This window comes from Psychrobacter piechaudii (assembly GCF_900162825.1).
Taxonomy (GTDB): domain Bacteria; phylum Pseudomonadota; class Gammaproteobacteria; order Pseudomonadales; family Moraxellaceae; genus Psychrobacter; species Psychrobacter piechaudii.
On sequence record NZ_FUGE01000252.1, the window covers coordinates 1 to 6,576 of the forward strand.

The window sequence follows — 6,576 nt, forward strand, 5'->3', positions numbered from 1 at the left end:
TTTAGTGATTGTCGCAACCAATCAACTAGAAACAGTGGATGCGATGACAAACTATGCTAAGCGTTGGGAAATTGAGACTTTATTTGCTTGTCTAAAGGGCCGTGGCTTTAATCTTGAAGATACCCACTTAACCCATCTTGATCGGGTCAGTAAATTAGTCGCAGTGAACGCCTTAGCATTTTGTTGGGCTTATCATGTCGGTATTTATAAAGACAAAGATAAGCCGTTAAAACGCAAGTTGAAGTCAAACGCTCGACCTCAAGCCAGTTTATTTGCGCTTGGTCTGGATGTGTTGATTGAAGGTCTTCGTTTGGTGTTTTTTAACAATGATAAGACTGTACTTCGACAGTTAGTTAGCTTTTTAACCCCTAAACCTATGAAAATCCGGTGGGGATGATTTTTTGTCGTGTGCAGAGCATCCTTATATAAAATACTACTTGTGACAAACTATTAAAAGCCTCAATTGAGACTTTAGCAGTTTTTAATAACAAAAAATTAGTAAACCTCTAACTAACCAGTCGTAGCTGCCCTTTAATCCTAGCTACTATTTAGCTATCTACTATTTAACTATCTACTATTCAACTAACTACCTTTTAAAAGGGGACTGCGCTTTCCCACGCCATCCAAGTGTTCCTAGTAGGATGCTTTAGACGCAGCTTATGGGCGTGTAAATTCAGTCTTGGTGACAGCTCAAGCGCTTCCCCTTCCGCATAGATAGGATCACCGATGATGACATGGCCTAAATGCACCATATGTACCCGCAATTGGTGACTACGTCCAGTCACTGGGTGCAAGGCGACACGAGTAACTGGCCTGCCTTTGCGTAGCTCATGATGCAACACTTCATAATGGGTCAAAGCATGTTTCTTCCACTCAGGATCAGCAACATGCTTGGGTTTAATGCTTGGCTCATAACGTACTGGGATATCGATCTCGCCCTTTTTACCCGGTACCGCCAACGTGCCTTCGACAATCGCCTGATATTCTTTTTGGGGAATACGCTCGATGAACTGTTTGCTAATGTGGGTCTGAGCCGGCTTGTTTTTGCCAAATATCATCAGCCCCGAGGTGTCCATATCTAAGCGATGAATCAGCTTAATTTCTGGATTGGCGCGCTCTAAACGAGAAAGCAAGCTGACCTTTAAGTCTTTGCCATCAATACTTAGCAAGCCGGCAGGCTTATCTACCAACAGTAAATCTTCATCTTCATAGACGGTAACTTCCGTCATAAAGTCTTTAAAAAACTGCTCATCACGTTCAGCTTCTTCTAGGTTTAATTGGTTTACAGTTTCGATCGATATTGCCATAACAGGTCACAAATTTATGAGTAAAAAGAAATAAGCCTCGTGGCTTTTTACCAAATAACAATGCTTCAAAAGCTTCAAAAGCTTCAAAAGCCTTAAAAATAACAAGGTCTCAAGAAGCAGGCCACAATAAGAAAGCGTCAAAGTATACCATCAATCCAACTGATACCAATTATTAACCATACTTAACGGGGCAAAGACAAAACTTGGGACAATAAATGGTAATATAGACATCATGATTCAGGCTAGGCGGATTTTAGCGATAACTCTATGAAACTCAACCATGAGAATTGCTAATATAAAGCAGTAAATTATAAAACCACCGCTTTTGCCTGTAGTTATTTACTAAGATTTTAACACCAATAAAAGGAATAAATTATGTCAGATTTAATCGTTAACTCAACCGACTCAAACTTCGAACAAGATGTGGCTCAGTCTGATGTGCCAGTATTGGTAGATTTCTGGGCAGCTTGGTGTGGTCCTTGTAAAGCCATTGCTCCTGTACTAGAAGAGCTTGCTGAAGACTACAAAGGTAAAGTGAAAGTCGTTAAAGTTGATGTGGATGAAAACCCAGAAACTGCTAGCCGTTTTGGTATCCGTAGTATCCCAACTTTAATGGTATTTAAAGGTGGCGAAAAAGTAGATATGGTTATGGGCCTACAGCCTAAAGCTGATCTGGCTGCCTTATTAGATAAGCACCTATAATCAATCAACTGGTTATTTTAGTTGATAAATGGTGATGTTATTATAAAGCACCTATAAAGCGGTTGTCGTTGACAGCCGCTTTTTTTCGGGCCTAAAAGCAGCAGAGATAGGTGATATTTTCAATATTTCTCCTATATTGATAATTGTCCTAGCCTGCCATAAACCTTGGTAATACAAATGGTTAATCTTAGCCAAATCGACATTAAAATATATTTTAAGCCAACAAAACCATTGACACGACGCGGGTAAACACCGTATAGTTTGATTCCTAGAGAATATCTATTGTCAATTTGCGAATCTCAATAGAGAGTCCCCTTATTTAAGGGGCTTTTGTTGCGAATATATGCTTATCTGCACAAAATCATCACTCAATTATCCCTGTCTTAATACCTTTGTTATCCCTTGCGTATTAGCTAACTGACACGCCTATTGAGAGTCAATCACTGATGATTTGATGCCAGATATTGACAACCAAAATATCTTTTCTCGCTTTCTAGTTTTACCGTATATCCTATCTGTATCCAACAACCGATTATTACTAAAAAATAGGTTTGGCCCTTATTTAGAGATTTATTTAAAAATTATCTGCTGGATTTTGTTTGTCTTATTGAGTGCTCCTAGTCTCGATAGTTATATATAGACATAAACTATATAGACATTAACTTACTCCACTCATTTGTTAGAGCTAAGGGGTGACCCAGTCTACTCCCACAAGTGATCAATCAATCCTATTTAAGCTAAATACAGATAGCAAAGCCCTCTTTATCTTTATTCACTTTTCTGGCGGTTATTTAACCAGTGGCTTTGGCTAGAAACAATAAATACAAGCAGTAATGCCTCTAAACTTACACCTAATGGAAATTAGATCTTATTGAGCTAAGTAAGAACTATTCATGTTAATGACGCACTCTTTTTCCTATCTTTATTTTTCACCAACTCTATCAACGTGTGGCGATATTTTACGATCGCAGGCACTTTTATAACCTATTGCATATGCTTAATTTAAATAGGCGTAACGGCAGCTGACTATGACTCAACAACCATCAAACGAAACCTCTATGAACCTCACTGAACTAAAAAAGAACTCCGTTGCTGATCTGCTAAATATTGCCAAAGAAATGGGGCTCGATAACCTTGCGCGTAGTCGCAAACAAGACATCATTTTTGCTATCTTAAAAAAACATGCCAAAAATGGGGAAGCCATTTATGGTGATGGCGTGTTAGAAGTCCTTCCTGATGGATTCGGCTTTCTTCGTTCTTCAGAAGGCTCTTACTTAGCGGGTCCTGACGATATTTATGTTAGCCCAAGCCAAATTAGACGTTTCAGTCTAAAAACTGGGGACTCCATTGCCGGCACTATCCGCCCACCAAAAGATTCAGAGCGTTATTTTGCCCTACTTAAAGTCGGTGAAATTAACTTTGATACCCCAGATCGCTCACGCCACAAATTAATCTTTGAAAACCTAACCCCACTATTCCCTACTGAGCAATTAAAGCTTGAGATGGGTAATGGCACTACCGAAGACTTGACGGGTCGCGTAATCGACTTGATTGCTCCGATTGGTAAAGGTCAACGCTCTATTATCGTAGCCCCGCCAAAAGCTGGTAAAACTGTTTTATTACAGACCATCGCTCAGTCCATTACTCGCAATAACCCAGAGTGCTATCTGATTGTGCTGCTTATCGATGAGCGCCCAGAAGAAGTGACCGAAATGCAGCGCACTGTCCGCGGTGAAGTGGTTGCCTCAACCTTCGATGAGCCGCCACAACGTCACGTTCAAGTGGCTGAAATGGTAATCGAAAAAGCCAAACGTCTGGTAGAGCATAAACAAGATGTGGTTATTTTACTGGACTCCATTACCCGTCTGGCACGTGCTTACAACACCGTGGTTCCTTCCTCTGGTAAAGTATTAACCGGTGGTGTGGATGCCAACGCCCTAGCCCAGCCTAAGCGCTTCTTTGGCGCGGCTCGTAATATCGAAGAGGGTGGTAGTTTAACCATTATCTCAACAGCGCTGATCGATACGGGCAGTAAAATGGACAGCGTTATTTTTGAAGAGTTTAAAGGTACTGGTAACCAAGAAATCACTCTTGAACGTGATTTGGCGGAAAAACGAGTCTTTCCAGCGATTAACATCAAAAAATCTGGCACCCGCCGTGAAGAGCGTTTGTTAGATGAAGACACGCTACGTAAGGTTTGGATTCTACGTAAGCTACTGCAGCCTATGGATGGGGTTCAAGCCACTGAATTCCTGCTAGATCGCTTAAAAGAATCTAAGACCAATGATGATTTCTTTGAACAAATGAAACGTAAATCGCAAAACTAGCCCTTAATAAAAAAGCCATTAAAAGCTTAAATAAAAGACTGCCTTCGGGTTAATGCCAGTCAGTTAAGCAAGAGACTTAGCGGAGATATGGTTTTTTAAAACCAGAGAACTCCATAAATAGCGGGCTCTAGAAAAAACAAATTTCACTATTCCGCTATAAAATCTCTTAACTGACTGGCATTACCCTTCGGGTGGTCTTTTTTTATACCCCTAATTATGAAACATTTTTATGCAACCTTTCTTCATCATTGTCACATCAGTGTAACAAGTGTTACGTATCAGACGCAAAGGCCAGTCATTTTAATACACTTAAATATTACAAATGTTCTAATATAGGGTTTATATACTCAGTGGCTCACCAAAAGTTAAGTAACCTTCCTTATAGTGTTTAAGCATAGTATTTCAGCTTATACTTATAGTAGGTCTGCTTATAACAGGTAAGCTCTCCTCCCTTTTTATTTTTTGTTTATCTTTTGACAAGGAAGACACCATGAAACTATCTAAATCTCTTACTCTAGCGACCATGACCAGCTCTGCCCTATTTTTAGCAGGCTGTAACTCTACAGGTGGCTACAATACCATGAACAATACTGCTAAAGGCGCTACTGCCGGTGCAGTTGCTGGTGCTCTAATTAAATCTAAAGGCAACAGTAAAGATATCGCTAAAGGTGCCGCAACTGGTGCAGCTATTGGTGGTATCAGTGGTTATGTAATTGACAACACTAATTAATAGTCGTCCCTACTATTAAAAAGTTGATTATTTAAAGTTAAATAAAAAAAAGGGCCTGCAATGCAGGCTCTTTTTTTGGTGTTGGATTTTATTTTTATAAAAGACAATGTTACTAAAGAGTGCAAAGCAATGGGCTATCTACACACCGAATAATTAAATCGCCCCTAAAGTCTTTCTTTAAATGGCCCCAGAGAAGGTGTCGCAACTTCGGATATCGCCACTTTGAAGACCACGAGTAAACCAATTTACACGCTGCTCACTGGTACCATGGGTAAAATTATCTGGCATAACGGTCCCTTGAGTTAAGCGGTCATCACCAATTTGACTGGCCGCATTCAAGGCTTCTTCAATATCACCCTCTTCTAAGAACTGAACCCGTTGTTGGTTGCGGTTAGCCCAAACCCCAGCATAACAATCCGCCTGTAACTCTTGACGTACTGAAAGTTGGTTACCTTGAATTTCACTAAGCTGACGACGGGCTTCATTCACTTTTTGAGAAGTACCTAATAAAGTCTGTACATGGTGACCCACCTCATGAGCAATCACATAAGCTTGGGCAAAGTCACCTGCCTTGCCTTGGTTTTCAGCATCGCCTGAGCCTTGTTGGTCACCAGCAATCCCTAAGTTATTGCTCATTTCAGCAAAGAATGAAGTATCCAAATAAACCTGCTGATCTGCTGGACAATAAAAAGGACCTGTGGCTGAAGTAGCACTACCACAAGCTGAATTCACTCGGCCATTAAATAAAACCAGTTGAGGCTCTCTATAACTACTGCCCATCTCTTGAAATATTTCTTGCCATACAGCTTCAGTATCTGCCAACACCACAGCGACAAACTGAGAGTCCCGGCTCTCGTCATTCAAAGGCTGAGTACTGGTACTATTCCCTGCAGTAATCGATTGACCCGTCTGGAACGCAGTCATTGGGTTAACCCCAAACACCAACCATAACACCAGACCAATAATAATACCAAAGATACCGCCACCAGCAGCCTTACCGCCACTCATACGTACGTTTGAGCTACCACTTCTATCACGCCATTTCATAGACCTTCGCCTTAATCATTACTTTAATGTTAGGGGGATATTCCTAATAGCCCCAATATTTTTTCTAGCTATAAACTGTTTTTATATGGCTATCTTATGGTTATCTTATAATTTTGCCAATTACCCTAATAAACAGGTTAATCTCATAGTAAGTCAACCCTTATAGGACGGTATCTAAGCCATTATCAGATAAATAGCTATTATATAAACTGCTTTTTTTGAAAATCTACAATCTTTTACTGCTCATCATTATAATAATTTGATGCACGTCGCTATAATAAAAAGTATAATTAGCAGATATTGGACAGTTAGGCCTTGACTTCCTCCCCTCGCTAAACCGAGGGGATTCCTACAGCTAGACGGCCAAGCCCGACCGCGAGGATGTTCTTAGCAGCATTGATATCTCTATCATGCCATGTGCCACACTCAGCACAAGTCCATCCTCTTATTCGCAAGCCTGCTC

7 protein-coding genes are annotated in these 6,576 nt (G+C 40.5%); 4 read left to right on the plus strand and 3 right to left on the minus strand.

Annotated features, from left to right (window positions below):
- On the plus strand, positions 1-397 hold a 397-nt coding region (locus tag A1019T_RS13330; protein ID WP_167366885.1), incomplete at its 5' end, for a transposase.
- Between the two features lie 196 nt (positions 398-593).
- Here A1019T_RS13330 and A1019T_RS12565 read toward each other — a convergent pair.
- Entirely contained in the window at positions 594-1,307 is a 714-nt protein-coding gene (locus A1019T_RS12565; RefSeq protein WP_077452035.1) for an RluA family pseudouridine synthase, read from the minus strand.
- Positions 1,308-1,682: 375 nt separating this feature from the next.
- On the opposite strand from A1019T_RS12565, the gene trxA reads away from it, so the two are divergent.
- From trxA to A1019T_RS12580, 3 genes are all read left to right on the plus strand, one after another.
- A complete protein-coding gene (gene trxA, locus A1019T_RS12570) occupies positions 1,683-2,009 on the plus strand; it encodes a thioredoxin (RefSeq protein WP_077452036.1) in 327 nt (108 codons plus the stop codon).
- A gap of 1,058 nt (positions 2,010-3,067) precedes the next feature.
- Entirely contained in the window at positions 3,068-4,336 is a 1,269-nt protein-coding gene (rho, locus tag A1019T_RS12575) for a transcription termination factor Rho (protein ID WP_077452042.1), read from the plus strand.
- A gap of 490 nt (positions 4,337-4,826) precedes the next feature.
- A complete protein-coding gene (locus tag A1019T_RS12580; protein WP_077452038.1) occupies positions 4,827-5,066 on the plus strand; it encodes a glycine zipper family protein in 240 nt (79 codons plus the stop codon).
- Between the two features lie 177 nt (positions 5,067-5,243).
- Here the strand turns inward: A1019T_RS12580 and ypfJ are convergent, their stop codons facing one another.
- Together ypfJ and A1019T_RS12590 are read right to left on the minus strand one after the other, a co-directional pair.
- Positions 5,244-6,113: a KPN_02809 family neutral zinc metallopeptidase gene (ypfJ, locus tag A1019T_RS12585; RefSeq protein WP_077452040.1), complete on the minus strand. Its 870-nt coding sequence runs from the start codon at positions 6,111-6,113 to the stop codon at positions 5,244-5,246.
- A gap of 332 nt (positions 6,114-6,445) precedes the next feature.
- On the minus strand, positions 6,446-6,576 hold a 131-nt coding region (locus A1019T_RS12590; RefSeq protein ID WP_143514148.1), incomplete at its 5' end, for a zinc ribbon domain-containing protein.

Excerpts from the sequence above, each read along its gene's own strand:
- trxA (WP_077452036.1), top strand. The coding sequence starts at position 1,683 with ATGTCAGATTTAATCGTTAACTCAACCGACTCAAACTTCGAACAAGAT.
- ypfJ (WP_077452040.1), bottom strand. The coding sequence starts at position 6,113 with ATGAAATGGCGTGATAGAAGTGGTAGCTCAAACGTACGTATGAGTGGC.
- A1019T_RS12580 (WP_077452038.1), top strand. The coding sequence starts at position 4,827 with ATGAAACTATCTAAATCTCTTACTCTAGCGACCATGACCAGCTCTGCC.
- A1019T_RS12565 (WP_077452035.1), bottom strand. The coding sequence starts at position 1,307 with ATGGCAATATCGATCGAAACTGTAAACCAATTAAACCTAGAAGAAGCT.
- rho (WP_077452042.1), top strand. The coding sequence starts at position 3,068 with ATGAACCTCACTGAACTAAAAAAGAACTCCGTTGCTGATCTGCTAAAT.